The organism is Microbulbifer weihaiensis (assembly GCF_048323715.1).
Taxonomy (GTDB): Bacteria; Pseudomonadota; Gammaproteobacteria; order Pseudomonadales; family Cellvibrionaceae; genus Microbulbifer.
The window spans coordinates 22,707-38,290 of sequence record NZ_JBLWFL010000008.1; the positions used below are offsets into that span (position 1 = coordinate 22,707).

Below are 15,584 nucleotides of genomic sequence, written 5' to 3' on the forward strand. Positions count from 1 at the left end.
TCCTCAGTCAACTTCATTGAGATCAAAATGAATTGCCAGTTCACAGTTATCTGAATGGCCGAAAGGGGGCGCATTCTAATGATTTAAAAATGAATTTGGAGACTTGACTCGACGTGAGTTCGCACTAAATTTGACCGAAAGAGTTTACCCATTCAGTCCAATGCCCCTGCCCTACTTCCTCGGCTGCCCCCAGTGGCAGCATCCAGCATGGAATACCCGCTTGCCCGCGGGCTCGAAACCTCTCGAACGCTACGCCCGGGCACTGAATTGCGTGGAGGGGAACACCACCTTCTATGCGACGCCAACGCAGGAACAATGTCGGCAGTGGCGTGCGCAGGTGACGGATGATTTCCGCTTCCTGCTGAAATTCCCAAGAAATATTACTCACGACCAGCGGCTGGCCGGGACACAAAAGCAAGTCCGGGACTTTCTGGAAATCATTTCCCCATTACAGGATGTCCTCGGCCCCTTCCTGCTGCAGCTGCCGGCGGCATTCGGCCCCTCGGATCTGGGCAGCCTGTGGCACTTTCTGGACGACCTCCCGCCGCCTTTGACCTGTTCAGTAGAAGTCCGCCACGAGGCCTTCTTTCAAAAAGGTGATGCGGAGAGAGCGCTTAACCGCGGCCTGCGGGAACGGAAAGCCGCTAGAGTCTGCCTGGACAGTCGCGGACTGTTCGCGGCGTTACCGGACAGTGAGTCCATTCGCGATGCCCAGCGCAAGAAGCCCAAAGTCCCGGTACACCTGCTGCCGGTAGATGCCCCAGCGGTCATCCGCTATATCGGCCATCCCGACCTGGAGAGTAACAGGCCATACCTGGCCCCGTGGGTGGAGCGTGTGGCACAGTGGATTGAGCAGGACTTACGTCCCTACGTATTTCTCCATATGCCAGACAACGGGGACGCCCTGCAGCTTGTTTCGCTGTGGAGCGAAATGCTGCACGCACGTTTGCCGCAAGCGCCGGTGGTGCAGTTCAACGAAAAACAGCCCCAAATGGGGCTGTTCTGAAACACAGATGATGCCTGGGGACGGCTGGGTCAGAAAGTGTAGGTAATCGCCGCAAAGCCTTTCAGGACATGGTCGTCCGCTACGATCGGGCTGTCGGAAATCTCGCTGTCGAGGAATTCTGCGCTCAGGTTCAATACCACGCGCCAGTGCTCGGTGATCTCGAACAGGCCGCCTATACCGGCCTCGACATTGACACTGCTGCCCACATCGTAGGCCGGTCGCGTCGATAGCTCCGCAGAGGCCGGGACACCGAAGTCATAGGTGGCAAGGTCGCTGCTCAGCCAATTGACGCCCAACGACGGGGACACCCGCAGATTGCCCCATTGCAGCCCCCGGGAGAGCGTCAGTGACGCCGCACCCCCACCGATGCGGTCGAGGACATCGTGCTCGTAGCGAAAATCCACCTCGGTGCCCTTAAGACCCTCGTAGACCAGGCCAATACCGGCCATGAGCGTATCGTCGCGGTCGCCAAGCCCCTGCAGAGCCGGGCTGTCGTCTTCCTCGTACACGCCAACCCGGTAGGCCGCCGTAACCGCCAGGCGAAACTGGTCACTGCCAATGACGCCATAGCGCAACTGCGGCCCCACCCACTGCAGCCGCTCGCCAAAGTAGGTAATCGCCGGTATCACCTTGACCACATTGGTGTCTGAATCAACATACGGACTGCTGCGCCCTATCACGCCGATGCCGACACCCCACTGACCGGCCTCACCCAGAACCTGGTAAAGCTCGACATCCAGTGTCTGCATCTGGCCCGCGGCAACGTCAAAACTCGCGCGCTGGAAACTCGGTGGGCCTTTGGGGCGATAGCGGTTGGACAATCCGATGGGCTCCTTAGGGATACCAATGAACGTTTTATCCAGAGCACCGTTGCCGTTTGTGTCGATATAGGCGAGCACCGCAACGGCACCTACCGGTACATTGGACAGGCGATAAACACCGTCGGCACGAATGGCGTAGCGCTGCTCCAGGGCCGGATCGCGGAAACTGCCGAACGTATTGGGGTTGTCATACACCTGCAATACCAGCGTTCCCTGCGAGGGCGCCCCGCTTACGCGCACATCGATTTCATCCGCAATCGCAGAAGACAGGAGCAATGAAAGCGACAGAAGTAACCATATTCGGATCATGTTCATAAGCGAGCACAACAGGTTGATAGCGGTCTTTGGTGGAAACCGGAGCTTGATATTTAACCCGGTAATACGTCTTCCTCAAACATCTGGATCAATAAAGAAAAGGGCAGCTCGAAAGCTGCCCCGTAGTATCCAAAGCCAGACCAAGCCGTTGGGCGGTCAGGATTTGTCAAACCGATCGAGGTTCATCACCTTGGACCAGGCCTTGACGAAGTCATTTACAAAAACACTGTCGGCATCGCCGGTCGCATAGTATTCGGCAAGGGCTCGCAGCTCGGAATTGGAGCCGAAAATCAGATCCACCGGCGTTGCCGTCCATTTCACCTGACCACTCTTGCGATCCTTGCCCTCATAGAGTCCATCGCCTTGGGAAGATTTGGACCAGACGGTATCCATACTGAGCAGGTTCACAAAGAAGTCGTTGCTTAGGGTTCCCGGCTTGTCGGTAAACACCCCGTGCTTGGTGTTGCCGGCGTTGGCACCCAGCGCGCGCATACCGCCTACCAGCACCGTCATTTCGGGCACGGTCAGTGTCAGCAGATCCGCTCGATCCACCAGCATTTTGGCCGGTGGAACGGAATTGTTTTTTCCGTAGTAATTGCGGAAACCGTCTGCCCTGGGCTCCAGCCAGCTAAACGACTCGACATCGGTCATCTGCTCGGTGGCATCCATGCGCCCCGGCTTGAACGGTACATGAACATTGTGCCCGGCCTTTTTGGCTGCCTGTTCGATAGCGGCATTTCCCGCCAGCACAATGGTGTCCGCCAGGGAAACCTGCTTGCCTCCTGACAGGGATTTGTTGAATTCCTGCTGGACGGCTGACAGCTTGGCGAGCACCTTGGCCAGCTCTTGCGGGTCATTCACGGGCCAGTCTTTCTGTGGCGCCAGCCGGATACGGGCGCCGTTGGCACCGCCGCGCATGTCGGAGCCCCGGAACGTAGAGGCCGAGGCCCAGGCCGTCCGCACCAATTCTGGCACCGTCAGCCCGGAGGCGAGAATTTTGCCTTTCAGCGCCAATACGTCCCGCTCATCCACCATCTTGTAATCTGCGACGGGCAGAGGGTCCTGCCACAGCAGGTCCTCCTTGGGCACCTCGGAACCGAGATACCGCGCTTTCGGCCCCATATCCCGGTGGGTCAGCTTGAACCAGGCCCGGGCGAAGGCATCTTCCAACTCTTTGGGATTGTCCTTGAACCGCTCGGAGATCTTGCGATAGGCGGGATCTTCCTTCAGTGCAAGGTCGGTGGTCAGCATGATCGGCGCGTGGCGCTTATCTTTCAGGTGGGCATCCGGCACCATATTGGCCGCATTCGGGTCTGTGGGAATCCATACCGTACCACCGCCCGGCCCCTTGGATTTTTTCCATTCGAACCGGTAGAGGTTATCCAGGAAATTGTGGCTCCACTGTGCCGGCGTGATGGTCCAGGCGCCTTCCAGGCCGCTGGTGAAGGTATCTTCAGCGTTGCCCTTGCCGCACTTGTTCATCCACCCGAAGCCCTGCTCTTCAATGGGCGCAGCCGCGGGCTCTTTACCCACGCAGTCGGCCTTTACCGCCCCGTGGGTCTTACCGAATGCGTGTCCGCCGGCAATCAGGGCGACGGTTTCCTCATCATTCATCGCCATGCGGCCGAAACTGAGGCGAATTTTTTCCGCCGCAGACTTGGGATCGAGGTTGTGGCCGGGCCCTTCCGGGTTCACATAAATCAGCCCCATCACCGTTGCCGCCAGCTGGCGGTCGAGCTCCTTTCCCTTGAAACGCTTTTCGTAGTCCAGCATCTGGGTTTCCGGCCCCCAGTAGACGAGCTCCGGTTCCCAGTCGTCGACGCGTCCCCCGGCAAAGCCGAACGTCTTGAACCCCATGGATTCGAGCGCCACGTTGCCAGTCAGGATCATCAGATCCGCCCAGGAAATCGACTTGCCGTATTTCTGCTTCACCGGCCACAGCAGACGGCGGGCCTTGTCCAGGTTGGCGTTGTCTGGCCAGCTGTTCAGCGGGTCGAAGCGCTGCTGGCCACCGCCGGCACCGCCGCGGCCATCCCCAACGCGGTAGGTACCGGCCGCATGCCATGCCATACGAATCATCAGTGGTCCGTAGTGACCGTAATCTGCCGGCCACCAGTCTTGCGATGTGGTCAGGGCCGTTTCGATATCCTTTTTCACCGCGTTCAGGTCGAGGCTGTTAAAGGCTTTGGCGTAATCAAAATCTTCCCCCATGGGATTGGAGGATTTTCCATGATCACGCAACGGAGAAAGATCCAGCTGATCCGGCCACCAGAACTGATTGGATTTTGGCTCACCGGGCATGGGCTCCTGCTGGGCCGAGGCCTGCCCGCTGACTGCAACCGATAGAATTGCTGCCACGGTGATTGGCAGTAACCGTTTGTTCATTCCCATTGACGCGTCTCCGTCCCGAATTGTTATGGCGCTGTGCGATGAGAAATATAGGAAATTTTTTCGCCTTATCCACGTATCTCCCGAGGATATGCGCGCAGATCAAGGTTTTTACGCCAGCCATTTGCCCGTCACTGCGCCAATGGTGCAGTCCGGTATTCCTTATGAATATATCCCGGCCCTGTTACCCAACTTTCCGCAAAGTTCCTGCCCTCGCTCATGCCTTTGTTTCATCGTTCACCGGGCATCACTTTCGTCATCGAAAGTCGCAGCCCGGCCGGGCGAGCGTTAATCCCGCCTGCGCGCAGTTGCACCTGTCTATGCTTTGAGCTGTATCGCCAACACACATAGAAATAATATCCATGCGGGCATTTATTCCCGGGGCCCTGTTACTCCTTACCTGCTTGTGGGGCATTACTGCGCTGCCGCAGGAGAACCCCGAGATGCGTACAGGCACCCCCATTACCGTCGAGGCCGTCATTGCCACGCGACAGCCGTTACTTGAGGAAGTACCGGTATCCGGCACAATTCACGCACTGCAGCAGGCGATGCTGTCGTCTGAAGTTTCCGGGCTGATCCAGGCCATCCATACGGATGTCGGGCGCAAAGTGGATAAAGGCGCGCTGCTGTTGTCGCTGGATGAGGAGCTGAACAGAATCAGCCGCGACGCCGCACTGGCGGAAGTCACCCGGGTACAGGAGACCCTCACCGACAGCCGCCGACGCCTGCAGGAGCTTCGCGCGCTGGTCAGGGACAGGCATGTGGCAGAGACCGAAGTCGCCAGCCTGGCGTCAGAAGTCCGCGAGCGCGAGGCACTCCTGCGGGCGGCCCATGTGGAAGCAGAACGACAGTCCGCCCTCCTCCGGCGCCACCAGATATACGCGCCGTTTAGCGGCACCGTAAGCCTGCGCCAGGTCGACGTTGGCGAATGGGTGGAGCCCGGCACGGCACTGTTTGAACTGGTTGCCACGGATGCATTGCGGGCAGACTTCCAGGTGCCGCAACGGTACTTCGCACGGATACAGCCTGATACCAAAATCCCGGTGAAACTGGATAACGGCCGCACCATAACGACCCGGGTTGAACACCGGGTTCCCGTCAGCCGCAGCGATGGGCGCACATTCCTGTTGCGTACAACCATCGCTGAAAAAAACGCACCGGGTACGCAACTGATCCCCGGAATGTCGGCATCCGCCACCCTGCAACTGACACAGGCGGAACAAGGCATCGCCGTGCCGCGGGACGCGGTGCTGCGCTACCCGGACGGTCGTGTCACGGTGTGGGTGGCGGGTGAAGGCAGTCAGTGGGGGCAGCCGGTGGCGGTCTCCGAGCAGCAGATTACCACCGGGCTCAGCTTCGACGATCTGGTGGAGGTGCGATCCGGCCTCGCAGCGGGCCAGCGCGTTGTCGTGCGCGGTAACGAAAGCCTGCAGCCGGGGCAGACCGTGATACTCAAACAGGCAGCCAGGTAGGCTCTTCCATGTTTGAGTTCATCGTCCGCAATGGCATCCTGGTTACCGTCGCGGTGCTCATTATCACCATTCTGGGGCTGCTGGCGGCGTTCCGTATTCCCGTGCAGATGATTCCAGACCTCGAAGTGCGCACCATTTCCATCCGCACCAGCTGGCCCGGCGCGACACCACAGGACATTGAGAAGGAAATCCTGATCGAACAGGAGGAGTACCTGCGCAATATTCCGTATTTGCAGCGCCTGCAGGCCACTGCCGATCTGGGCTCGGCAGAAATCGAACTGGAATTCCCGTTCGGCGTAGACATCACCGATACGCAGATACGCGTCAACAATGCCCTGACCCAGGTGCCGTCTTATCCCATCAATGTGGATCAGCCGCGGGTTTACGCGACCTCGTTTTCCGCCAACGCGTTCATGTACTACCGTATCTCCCCGCTACCCGGAAACCCCCGGGGCCTCGATATGGATATGCTGCGCGACTTCGTGGAGGACAACGTGCGCCCACGCATGTCCGGCGTCCCCGGCGTGGCGCAGGTCGACGTGTACGGCGGCGCGGAACGCCAGATTCAGATTCGCCTGCAGCCAGAGCAACTGGCTGAGCGAAACCTCACACTCAACGATGTGCGCCGGGCCATCAGCGTCCGCAACCGGGATATATCCGGCGGCGAAGTGGAAAGCGGCAAGCGCCGCTACCTGCTGCGCACCCTGGGTCGCTTTGAAGACCTGAAACAATTGCGGGCACTGATCCTGTTGCGCGATGGTGACAGCATCGTGCGCCTTGGTGACATTGCCGAGGTCAAACTCGATCACTTCAAGCTCCGCAGCAATTCGTATGTCAACGGCCTGCCGGTGATCAGCCTTTCGGTGCGACGGGAAAGCGGCTCCAACGTCATCGACATCAAGCGCGCCCTGATGAAGGAAGTGCCTCTCATCAACCGCGAACTGCTCGAGCCCCTCGGGATGGAGATGGCGCTGACCGCTGATGATGTGGGCTATGTCGAGGCCTCCGTGTTCAATGTCTGGAAGAACCTGGCCCTCGGCGCCCTCCTCGCCACCGCTATCATGTACTGGTTTCTGCGCTCTTTCCGGATCACCGCGCTCGGTGTGGTGGGCATTCCCATCTGCACGATTGCCGCCTTTATTGGCCTGCTGCTTGCCGGTCGCACGGTCAACGTGATTTCGCTGGCCGGGGTGGCCTTTGCCATCGGCATGACGCTCGACAACAGTATTGTGGTGCTCGAAAGTATCGAGCTGGAACGCCGCCGCGGGCTGGATCGCACGCAGGCCGCAATCTCGGGTGTGCGCAAAGTCTGGCCCGCCGTGCTGGCGTCTACCCTGACCACCGTGATGGTGTTCCTGCCAGTGGTATTTATCGCCGAAGAAGCCGGACAGCTGTATTCGGATATCGCTATCGCCATCTCGGCTTCCATTCTGGTATCCATGCTTGTGGCGATCACCGTAATCCCCACCGCCAGCGCGCGCATGGTATTCGAGGACAGCAGTGGCGCCGCCATGGCACATAGCCGGCTTCGCCGGGCAGTCGTAAACCGCGTCCACTGGTTGTTGGACTCGGCTACGCGGCGTCTCTACTGCATCGCCATCATCGTCGGCGCCAGCCTCGGCATGGTGTTATTGCTGACACCACCCGCGGAATACCTGCCGGAAGGCGAAGAAGCCAAGACCTTCGCCACCATGAATGCCCCCGCCGGCTACAACCTGGAGACTATGGAAGCGATTGCCGGCGAACTGCAGGACTACTTCCTGCCTTTTGTGGATGACGCACCGGCTGCGTTTGCCAGTGGCCAGTCTGCGGTGCCGGCGATGAAATACCTCAACATGCGTGTTACCCCGCAAAGTATTCGCATCATTGCCGAGAGCAAGGATCCAGCACAAATCGACCCCTTGATGGCCGCCATCGTGGACAAGTACGAGAGCTATCCCGGCATGCGGGCCTTTGCGGCACGCGGCTCCATCATAAGCAGTAACGACGGTGGCACCCGCAGTGTGAACCTGGATATATCGGGCGCTAACCTGGCCGACCTGTATAGCGTTGCACAGGCCGCTTACCGTCGCGCTCAGTCCATTTTCGACGCACCTAACATCCAGACACGCCCATCCAGCCTGTCACTGGCTCAACCGTTACTTGAAGTCCGCCCCCGCTGGGAGCGCGCTGCGGAACTCGGCATGAGCGCGGAGGATATCGGCTTTGCCGTGGCCGCACTCACCGACGGGGCATTCGTAAATGAGTTTTTTCTCGACGACGACAAGATCGACATCTATCTCTACAACGAACAGGGGCCAGATGCCTCCCTGGCAACGCTGGAGAAGATCTTTGTGTATACCCCGGCAGGCGCTGTGCTTCCGCTATCAGAACTGGCCACCATCAATGAAACGGTGGATACGGCGACCGTGCGCCGCGTAAACGGCCGCCGCACCGTCACGCTGAATATTATTCCCCCGCGCTCGGTAGCCCTCGAAACAGGCGTGGAAAAAGTCCGCAGCGAATTGGTTCAGTACCTCAAAGACCAGGGCCAAGTACCGCTGGGCGTCAGCATGGAAATTTCCGGTGCCGCCGACCAGCTTGACGCAACCCGCGCATCCCTCGGCAACAACTATCTGGTGGCGCTGGCAATCGTCTACCTGCTGATGGTGGCCATATTCGCCCATTGGGGTTACCCGCTATTGATCATGACCACGATTCCCCTGGGGATTGCCAGCGGCATTGCCGGGCTGGCCATTCTCAACGTGGTGGGCACCATCCTGCGTGGACTGGGGATGGAGGGGATACACCAGCCATTCGACATGATTTCCATGCTGGGCTTTTTGATTTTGATGGGAACCGTGGTCAACAACCCGATCCTGATCGTGCACCGGGCCGTTTCCAATGTTGCTGAAGGTCAGACCAGTGCGGTGGCGGCGGTACAGGAAGCGGTTGAGTCCCGCCTGCGGCCGATTGCCATTTCGAGCATCACAACGATCTGCGGTCTTGCTCCGCTGGTCTTTCTTCCGGGCGCCGGCACCGAGCTCTATCGGGGGGTTGGTGTGATCGTGATGGCTGGTATTATCGGCGCAACAATCGTAACCCTGACTATGCTGCCGTCACTGACGGTATTCGTGCTGAATTGGCATCAACGCATGAAGTTACCGCATGGTGAGGAAAAGACGACCAGTAACGCATAAGCTGTCTCAACCCAAGGCCATTGTCCAAGCCATGCCCGAGGAGATACAGAATCTAACCCAGTTGTTGCAGCAATTGGATCACCAATCTCCGCAGAGGGATCGCTTCACCTTGGGCCAAATCATCCTGGCACTCGGGCAGCGCTCTTTTGGGCCGCTGCTGTTGCTCGCCGGCCTGATACTCTTTTCTCCCCTGTCTGGCATTCCGGGTGTCCCTACTCTCATGGGGCTGCTGGTGTTACTGGCGTCCTTGCAGCTGCTATTTTTGCGTCATCACCTGTGGCTACCGGACTGGCTCCTGCGCCGCTCGATTTCGGCAAAAAAATTCCGCCGAGTCCTCCGCTGGCTGCACAGGCCAGCATCCGTCGTTGACCAGTGGCTGCGGCCTCGCCTGCCGCTGTTTGTGCATCGCGCAGGCGCCTACGTGATTGCCATCCAGTGTACCGCCATCGCGCTGGCGCTCCCTGTCATGGAGATAGTCCCCTTCTCCGCGTCCATTGCGGGTATCGCCCTCGCCGCATTCGGTCTGGCACTCGTAGCCCACGACGGCCTTCTGGCCATCATTGCCTTTATCGTGACCTGTACGGTACCCGCCCTGATCGCCCACGCCCTGATGTAAAAGCAGCCAAAGTGTGCTCTTTTGGAGCGGGCGCCAGCAGTAGAAAACGGCACCGAAGCCTCGCTTCAGCAGATTGGTGGACAAGGCAACTTCGGATTACCGGAAAATCATGCCTTTCTAGCGTGCATTTTTTAGCCACCACTGCCAGCCCCTCTATTCATTTCCCGAATAAACGAACCCCGCCAAAACGCCTTATGTGACTTTATATAACTGTCTTTTGTGCCATTAGTGCATTGTGACAGACTGTTACAAGGCGTAATAAAACTCCCATATTCACCCCATTTCAATTCCTCTATAACAACCGATCGCGATGAAAATCGCGTCATATTCTCAGAGGTAAATGGTGGATGCTTCGCCGCCGGAGACTGAAACAGCGCGTTTCAGTGGCGCGATCAGGTAATCCGCCTAATCAGGAAATAATAACTATGAACCAATCCAACAAGGCACGCTTTTCCAAGTGTCTTATCGCCAGTATTACCGCGCTGTATGTCGCCGGTGGTACCGCGGCGGTTGACGCTGTACCGGATCATCGTACCGGGCTTCACGCTTCCAAACTGACCCTCGACATGATTCGCGGTTCGCAGCAGGATACCGCAGAGATCCAGGGCAGCATTTACGAGAACCGCCAGCCTGGTGTGAATCAGGTGCGCGACGGCAGCACCCGTCCGGTTTTCGAACCGCAGGGCAATGTATCCGGCGAGGTTTCCTACATCGTCCAGCTGAGTGACGAACCGGTAGTGAACTTCAGTAGCGACATTTCCCCGCTTCAGGGTTCTGCCGACACCTTCAAGAACCTGAAAAACAACCGCACTGTTGCGCAATACCGCGAAAAATTGAGCCGCGCCCAGTCTGACCTGGTGAGCACCGCCAAGGCGCGTGGCATTCGCTTTGAGGTTCAGCAGCAATTCACCATGGCAACCAACGCCATGGCGGTTCGCATGACCCAGGATGAAGCGGCACGCTTGGCAGAAATGCCGGGTGTGAAGCGCATCACCCAGTCGCGCATTTTCCAGCTGAATTCTGACCGCTCTGTAGAGTTCCTCGGCGCAGATAAAGTGCACGACGGCTCAGTAACCGGCGGCCTGCCCTACCAGGGTGAAGGTATGATCCTCGGTATCATCGATACCGGCATCAATACCGACCACATCGCCTTCGCGGAAGTCGGCGGCGACGGCTACGAACACACCAACCCTCTGGGTGAAGGTGTATACGTGGGCGACTGTGCTACGGACGCAACCCTGTGTAACGACAAGCTGATCGGTGTGCATTCCTACCCGGTCATTACCGATGTTTACAAGTACTGGAACCCACGTGCCAACCGTCGCCCGAGCAACGGTGAGGACTACCACGGCCACGGTTCCCACACGGCGAGCACGGCCGGCGGCAACGTCATTATGGACACCCCGCTGCAGGCTCCGGAAAACACCGTTACTTCTGACGGCATCGACCTGCCGTTCGCATTCCCGAAAACATCCGGTATTGCACCGCACGCCAACATCATCTCTTACCAGGTGTGTTACGCAGGCAACGGTGGCGCTGGTGACACCTATACAGGCTGTCCAGAAGAAGCCATCCTCGCCGCAATCGAAGACGCAATCACCGATGGCGTCGACGTGATCAACTTCTCTATCGGCGGCGCCGAGTCCTTCCCGTGGGAAGACCCGATGGAACTGGCGTTCCTGTCCGCACGGGAAGCAGGCATCTCTGTTGCAGTAGCTGCAGGTAATGCCGGCGCTTACTGGAGCACCGACCACACCTCTCCGTGGCTGACCTCAGTTGGCGCCCTGACCCACGATCGCGTGCTGAAAGAAGCAGAAAAAACCATCGGCAACTTCACCGGCGGTACCAACCAGACCTGGCGGGTTAACGGCAAAACCTTCAACGGTGTCAGCTACTCCGAGGGTATCAGCGGTCGCATTGTTTACGCAGGCCACTACGAAAACCCGAACTCCAGCATGGCTCCTGAGCTGTGTGAGCAGCCCTTTCCTGCCAACACCTTCGACTTCGCCGACGACCCCAACACCCTGGACGTAGATGAGAGCACCCTGCCTGTGATCGTCCTGTGTGACCGCGGTGAAAACGCGCGTGTTGCCAAGGCAGAAAACGTGGCAGCCGGTGGCGCGGAAGGTTTTGTGCTGGGCAACGTAAGCTACAGCGAAACCCTGGTTGCCGACCCGTATGTAATCCCGGGCATTCACATCAGTTCCAATGACCGCAACAATCTGTACGGGTGGCTGAATGCCAACCAGAACGCGGTCAACATGGCAGAGATCACTGCCGGTGTGACTACCTACACCACGGATCCGGAAGCCGGCCACGTGATGGCGCCGTTCAGCTCCGCCGGCCCGAGCCGCACTAACACCAACTACCTGGTACCGGCGATCGCGGCACCGGGTGTGGACGTGTACGCGGCGAATGCGGACGACCAGCCGTTCACCAACTTCCCATTCCCCAGCGACTGGACCTTCATGAGCGGCACCTCCATGGCGTCTCCTCAGGTAGCCGGTGCCATGGCTCTGGTGAAGCAGGCAAACCCCAGCTGGACTCCGGCGGAAATCCAGTCGGCGCTGATGATGACCGCGGGTGAGGCATACGGCAGCGACGCCTACGGCCGCAAACTGGCGCTGGATAACTCCTTCCGTCAGGGCGCTGGTAGCCTGAACATCGCCGCTGCGGCCCAGGCCGGCCTGGTGATGAATGAAACCATCGAGAACTACCTGGCCGCCAACCCGGCTGAAGGCGGTCGCGCGGAGTGGCTGAATACCGCTTCCATGGTGAACAAAGACTGCCAGACCACCTGCTCCTGGATTCGCACTCTGAAGGCGACCAAAGACGGTACCTGGACGGCAACCGGCGAGAGCAAATATGGCTCTGACGCTGAAGTTACCGTAACTCCGGAGCAGTTCACACTGCGTGCCGGCGAAGAACAGACCATCATGGTTACGGTTAACGTGAACGCAGACATGTTCGACGCGGCCGCCGAGACCCCGTTTGAAGACATGCCGTCCATCGACACCAATCACCTGTTCTTCTTCGGCGATGTAGTGCTGACCGAAACCAGTGGCGCTGCGCCTCGCAGCCACCTGCCGGTTGTCGCCGCATTTGATCGCGGGGCGTTGCCGAACCAGGTTGCCATGAAAGTTCACCGCGAACAGGGTCGCGAAATCATCGGCGGTCTGCAGCTGCCCGAAACCGGCTCATTTGAAGTGCGCAAGTACGGCCTCACCAAGGCCAATGTGCACGAGTTTGACCTGGGACGCGGCAACGTCAATGTGTCTCCCGGCAATATGAATGAAGCAAGTGGCTGGGGCTGGATGCTGATCGATGTACCGGCAGGCACCAAGCAGCTGGTGGTCGAGTCCTACAGCTATGAAGCCACCGATCCCGCAAACCTGGATCGCAATGCCTCCGTTATGGTTGGTATCGACCGCAACGGTAATGGCGCGGACTTCGCGAGCACCGACGAGTACCGGGAAGAGCTGGTATGTACCTCCTTCCACCCCGGTGTAAACAACTTCTGTGTAATCAACAATCCGGAACCCGGCAGCTACTGGGCTGTGATTCATAACTCCTCGGTTGCCGGCGACGGCCTTCTGAGACATGAAGCGGGCAAAGTAACTGGTGGTTACGCTGTGGTGGGTGCGGAATCCAACGCGGACAACATGACCATCACCACCCCGGCTTCCAGCGATGGCGCCGGCGCAGTGGACATCATCCTGGACTGGAACCTGCCGGAAGCGACCAATGGCGACGTGTACTACGGTGCCTTCGACCTGGGTGTTACCGGTGCCCCGGGCAGCATTGGCCTGTCTGCCGTACGTGTTGAGCGCGGTAAAGACGAGGTCAACCTGGATATCAGCCAGAAAACCGCCAAGCCGGGCGACGTCATCGACTTTGTGCTCGATGTACGCCAGAACCTGGAGTCCAGCGACCGCAACTACGACATCAAGGCAACCCTGCCCAAGGGACTGACCCTGGTAGAAGGCTCGGTAGAGTCGACCGCCAACGTCGAGAACCTCGGTAGCGAAAACGGCCTGATCAGCCTGGCCGGCCTGCAGCCAAGCACCCGTGAAGTGGCCCGCGAATACGTGGTAACCACCAACGACACCGACCAGATGTGTCACACGCCGATGATCGACGAATACTCCGACGGCAAGTACATCGACCTGCTGGAGTTCAACATTCGCCCATTACCAGGCCTGTGGGAAGGTGGCGCCAACGCCAACTACGTTGTTCAGGTCTCCACCGAGTGGCTGTTCTGGATGGAAGGTGCGGAGATTCCGCTGTTTGGCCTGCCGCACAAGGGCTTCGTCAACATCCTGCCGAACGGTCTCCTGCACATGGATGAGAACTGGTGGGTATGGAACTGGCACCGTCCTGCCGGCGCTGGCTTCGTGATGTCCGGTGTGATGCCGTTCTGGCGCGGTAACTTCACCGCCGATTACTTCAACTCCCCGGATGAAGTACGCGGCCTGACCATTGCCAACCAGTATGCGAGTGAGCGTCCGGATCTCGGTGACCTGGTCTTCATGGAGTACGACAATATCGTCGATGAAGCCACCGGTACCGAAGTGGACTTCCAGGTGATCATGCGTAATGGCATCGACTTCCGTGAAGGCATGCCCGAGATTGTCATGGCCTATGACAACCTGAGCGGTGACCTCAAAGACGGCGCCATCGGTATCGAGCAGGGTGACGGTTTCCTCACCTCAGGCGGCCCGATGAACGGCTACCTCGGAGAGAGCTTCGGCTACAACAACCTGGATCAGAAGCTGCACAATGACCTGGTAGTCTGCTACGACTATCGCGGTCCTGAGCAGAGCGCCATGCAGGTGAAGTTCAAGGCCCGTGTAAACGAGTCTGCCGCTGGACAGACCCTGGTGGTCAACCTCGACAACGCCATGGAGTTTGCTGACACCAAGTCCACCACCCAGGAAATCAAGGTAAACGGCAACATCGCGCTGTCCGCTATCGCTGACCAGGTGGTGAACGAGGATGAAACCCTCGAGGGCATCCAGGTACTGTTCGTAGACGCAGACAAGGTGGGTAACACCATCGAAGTCAGCGGCGAGCACATCACTGCTACCGTTAACGGCCACGAAGCCGGTTCTACTTTCGATATCACCCCGGAAGCCAACTTCTCCGGTGAAACCGAAGTAACCGTCACCGTGCGCGACAACAACGTCGCCACCGATGCCAGCAGCGTAACCTTCATGCTGACCGTAAACCCGGTTGCTGACGCACCTGTGGCAGCTGCCGCAGGCAACGTCACCATCACCGAAGGCCAGAGCGCGAAGCTCGATGCAAGTGCAAGCTTCGATGCTGACGGCGATGCACTGAGCTTCAGCTGGAGCGGCCCGGGCAACATCGAAGGTGCGGACACTGCGACTCCGACGGTTACCGACCTGACCGAAGGTGAACACACGTTTACTGTAACCGTAAGCGATGGCGCCATGACCGCAGAAACCAGCGTGACTGTAACCGTTGAGGCCGCTGCGACCAGCTCCTCTGGTGGCTCCAGCAGCTCTTCTGGTGGTTCCAGCAGTTCCTCCAGCTCAAGCAGCTCATCTGGCGGTTCCAGCAGTTCCAGCAGCTCTTCCGGTGGCACAACCACGGTAGAGCCGGAACCCGAGCCCACAAAGAAAAAGAAAAAAGGTGGTTCTGTGTACTACCTGCTGGCTCTGCTTGCAGCGGCTGGTCTGTTCAGAAGACGCAAGCAAGCCTGATAACAGGCGCATAGCTTTAGTCTGAACCTTATAAGCGGGCCCTTCGGGGCCCGCTTTTTTT

Annotated in this window: 7 protein-coding genes; 5 read left to right on the forward strand and 2 right to left on the reverse strand. The window is 58.7% G+C overall.

Annotated elements, in window-relative coordinates; all coding sequences use genetic code 11:
• Nucleotides 1-130 precede the first annotated feature (130 nt).
• Nucleotides 131-1,006: a DUF72 domain-containing protein gene (locus ACNKU7_RS11485; RefSeq protein WP_418297129.1), complete on the forward strand. Its 876-nt coding sequence runs from the start codon at nucleotides 131-133 to the stop codon at nucleotides 1,004-1,006.
• 29 nt (nucleotides 1,007-1,035) lie between these two features.
• On the opposite strand, the gene ACNKU7_RS11490 is transcribed toward ACNKU7_RS11485, so the two are convergent.
• Entirely contained in the window at nucleotides 1,036-2,142 is a 1,107-nt protein-coding gene (locus ACNKU7_RS11490) for a MipA/OmpV family protein (RefSeq protein ID WP_418297130.1), read from the reverse strand.
• Nucleotides 2,143-2,298: 156 nt separating this feature from the next.
• The gene (katG, locus tag ACNKU7_RS11495; RefSeq protein WP_418297131.1) at nucleotides 2,299-4,533 is read right to left on the reverse strand and encodes a catalase/peroxidase HPI; all 2,235 of its coding nucleotides are present in this window, start codon (nucleotides 4,531-4,533) and stop codon (nucleotides 2,299-2,301) included.
• Between the two features lie 359 nt (nucleotides 4,534-4,892).
• Between katG and ACNKU7_RS11500 the strand changes: the two genes are divergently transcribed.
• The 4 genes from ACNKU7_RS11500 to ACNKU7_RS11515 all read left to right on the forward strand — a co-directional run bounded on the left by ACNKU7_RS11500 (nucleotide 4,893) and on the right by ACNKU7_RS11515 (nucleotide 15,523).
• Nucleotides 4,893-6,002: an efflux RND transporter periplasmic adaptor subunit gene (locus tag ACNKU7_RS11500; RefSeq protein ID WP_418297132.1), complete on the forward strand. Its 1,110-nt coding sequence runs from the start codon at nucleotides 4,893-4,895 to the stop codon at nucleotides 6,000-6,002.
• A gap of 8 nt (nucleotides 6,003-6,010) precedes the next feature.
• Entirely contained in the window at nucleotides 6,011-9,181 is a 3,171-nt protein-coding gene (locus ACNKU7_RS11505) for an efflux RND transporter permease subunit (protein WP_418297133.1), read from the forward strand.
• A 31-nt stretch (nucleotides 9,182-9,212) separates the two neighbouring features.
• Nucleotides 9,213-9,797, forward strand: coding sequence for an exopolysaccharide biosynthesis protein (locus ACNKU7_RS11510; RefSeq protein WP_418297134.1), 585 nt, complete (start codon nucleotides 9,213-9,215; stop codon nucleotides 9,795-9,797).
• 425 nt (nucleotides 9,798-10,222) lie between these two features.
• Nucleotides 10,223-15,523, forward strand: coding sequence for a S8 family serine peptidase (locus ACNKU7_RS11515; protein WP_418297135.1), 5,301 nt, complete (start codon nucleotides 10,223-10,225; stop codon nucleotides 15,521-15,523).
• Nucleotides 15,524-15,584 lie beyond the last annotated feature (61 nt).